Here is a 2,536-nt window from a genome sequence, read left to right on the forward strand (position 1 = left end):
GAGTGGGGGTCCGGGTACGACCCGGGGGACGCGCTGGACCAGGCCGTGCTGGCGACCCGCCGTGCGGTGTTCCCGTCGCACGGGCTGCTGCCGTAGGGACGATGTCGGGCGTCCTGCTCTCGTACGGGTATTCGGTGGGTGGCGGTCGGGGGTCGCGGGCACGCGGACCGCCGGGCCGGGCCAGCATGGTGACCGTGTTCAGCGTGGACGCACTGCGTGCGCATCTGCTCGCGACCGGCCTCGCCGGCACCGTCGCGACGCCCCGTGAGAAGAGCCTGGGACGGTACCGTCTCTTCGCGGCGCGGGACCCCCGGGCGCTGCTCGGGCTGGAGCCCGAGGGGGAGTGGCGGGTTCCGGAGCTGGTCGGGTTGATGGCCTCGGCCTGCGGGGTATCGCCAGATCCGGAGAGGGTTTCGGGACCGGAGACGATCGACCCGGCGCGGACCATCGCGGCGCTCGACGCCTTCGCCGACCGGTTGCGGCACGCGGCCGAGCGACGCGTTCCCGTGCTGCTGGGGACCGGTCACCCGGGCCGACTCCTGGATTTCTACGCCACATTGGCCTCAGCCCTCTCGGCGGCGGGATGTGACGTACTAGCACCGGCGGAGGGCAGCCGTGTCGACATAGCGACCCGGTTCGGGGTACGCCAGTGCCAGTTGTCCTACGTACGGGGAGTCGCCGTGGTCCGTTCTTCCAGCGCTCGGCCAGGGCCGCCCGCGCCCGGCGTACACACGCACTCCCCCCTGCCGCTGCGGGTGGCGCTGGGCGCTGCCGCCACCGAGGGCCGCCCGCTTCCCCGGCTGGTTATCGGGGACCACGGCTGGGCCTGCGCGGCAGGTCAGCTCGGTATCGAGGCGATCGGGCCCGGTGACGCGGACGATCCGGCGCTCTTCGTGGGACAGGCGGAGGGGCGGGTCGCGGTCGCTGTTCCGCTTGATGACGCTGCGCGGTCCGATTACTACCGCCCGCTTACTCGCTATGTACTCAATCGAGCGTGTCTGTCACAGTAGGCGGCCGATCGCTACTCCTCTTCCCCACTTGCATCACACGCCCCTAATCTGGGGAGGAGCGCACGTGCGAGCAGGAGTCACCGGAGGGGAAGCCGGTGTCCGACATGTGCGGAAGGTTCAGGTGTGGCATGGCTGCTGATCAGAGGCCTCTGAACGAGGTCGTGTTCCTGACCGTGGCGGAAGTCGCCGCCGTGATGCGCGTCTCCAAGATGACCGTGTACCGGTTGGTGCACAGCGGTCATCTGCCGGCGATCCGGGTAGGCAGGTCCTTCCGGGTGCCGGAGAAGGCTGTCCATGACTATCTCGAAGAGTCCTATGTGGGGGTGGAAAGCGCTTGAGCCGGCATCGGATGAGCCCGGCTAGCTGATCCGGAGTCCACGGCGACCCTCGGATTACGCCGTTCACCCGGTGCCCGGTAGGCTGGCCCCCATGTAGGTCGTGTGGGCTCGGACGCCCCGCACCGAGTGAATCGAAATGAGTTCTCCCCGCGGGCGCGGGGATGATCCGTGAGCGAGGGTTGTCGTGGGCTCTGTCATCAAGAAGCGGCGTAAGCGGATGGCTAAGAAGAAGCACCGCAAGCTGCTGAAGCGTACCCGTGTGCAGCGCCGTAACAAGAAGTGACCGCGCACCGCACACACAGCGCGTAGCCGGGGCCGCCGCCATTTCCCCGCGTCCACGGACGCGGCGGGAAAGGCGGCGGCTCCGCTTTTCCTCCCGTCCGGGATACGACGGCGTCATATGCACCGGATACGGTGAAGCGAGCCGCAGGGAGGGGATCGTGGGCAAGGTCGTGCTCGTCACCGGGGTGGCCCGGCAGCTCGGCGGCCGGTTCGTGCACCGCGTCCAGCGGGACCCGCGCGTCGCACGGGTGATCGGGGTCGACGCGCAGCCGCCGGCGCACCGGCTGGGCGGCGCGGAGTTTGTACGGGCCGACATCCGCCAGCCCGCCATCGCCCGGGTCCTGGCCGAGTACGGCGTGGACACCGTGGTCCACATGGATGTGCAGGGCACGCCGCTGAGCCCGCGCGGGGAGAGCCGCGCCTCGGTCAAGGAGACCAACGTGATCGGCGCCATGCAGCTGCTCGGCGCCTGCCAGCGGGCCCCGCTGGTGCGCCGCCTGGTGGTGAAGTCGACCACCAGCGTCTACGGTTCGGCGCCCGGCGATCCCGCCGTGTTCGACGAGACCACGCCGTCCAGGTCGCTGCCGTCGGGCGGCTTCGCGAAGGACGCGGTGGAAGTCGAGGGCTATGTGCGGGGCTTCGCGCGCCGCCGTCCGGACGTCGCGGTCACGGTGCTGCGGTTCGCGCACATCCTGGGCCCCACCGCCGAGACCCCGCTCACCGAGTACTTCTCGCTGCCGGTGCTGCCGACGGTCATCGGCTACGACCCGCGGCTCCAGTTCGTCCACGAGGACGACGCGGTCGAGGCCCTGCTGCACGCGGTACGAGGACCGGGTCCTGGCCCGGTTCCTGGCCCGGGTCCGGTTCCGGGCCCGGAGCACGGACGGGAGGGGCGGGTGCCCCTGG

General features: G+C 70.5%; 4 protein-coding genes. All 4 read left to right on the plus strand.

What is annotated here, in order from left to right:
* The first annotated feature begins 194 nt into the window (after nt 1-194).
* Nucleotides 195-1,010 carry a phosphatase gene (locus G5C65_RS35290; RefSeq protein WP_165303140.1) on the plus strand — a complete coding sequence of 272 codons (816 nt, stop codon included), beginning with the start codon at nt 195-197 and terminating at the stop codon, nt 1,008-1,010.
* Between the two features lie 128 nt (nt 1,011-1,138).
* Nucleotides 1,139-1,348: a helix-turn-helix domain-containing protein gene (locus G5C65_RS35295; protein WP_165303141.1), complete on the plus strand. Its 210-nt coding sequence runs from the start codon at nt 1,139-1,141 to the stop codon at nt 1,346-1,348.
* Nucleotides 1,349-1,532: 184 nt separating this feature from the next.
* Nucleotides 1,533-1,631 (plus strand): 30S ribosomal protein bS22, encoded by a 99-nt coding sequence (locus tag G5C65_RS35300; RefSeq protein ID WP_003948845.1) that lies wholly within the window; start codon nt 1,533-1,535, stop codon nt 1,629-1,631.
* Nucleotides 1,632-1,788: 157 nt separating this feature from the next.
* The coding region (locus tag G5C65_RS35305) for an NAD-dependent epimerase/dehydratase family protein (protein ID WP_165303142.1) at nt 1,789-2,536 on the plus strand (748 nt) is incomplete at its 3' end.

Source organism: Streptomyces boncukensis (assembly GCF_011045075.1).
In the GTDB taxonomy this organism is placed as follows: Bacteria; Actinomycetota; Actinomycetes; order Streptomycetales; family Streptomycetaceae; genus Streptomyces; species Streptomyces boncukensis.

Coding starts and splice junctions, on each gene's coding strand:
- G5C65_RS35295 (WP_165303141.1), top strand. CDS start 1,139: ATGGCTGCTGATCAGAGGCCTCTGAACGAGGTCGTGTTCCTGACCGTG.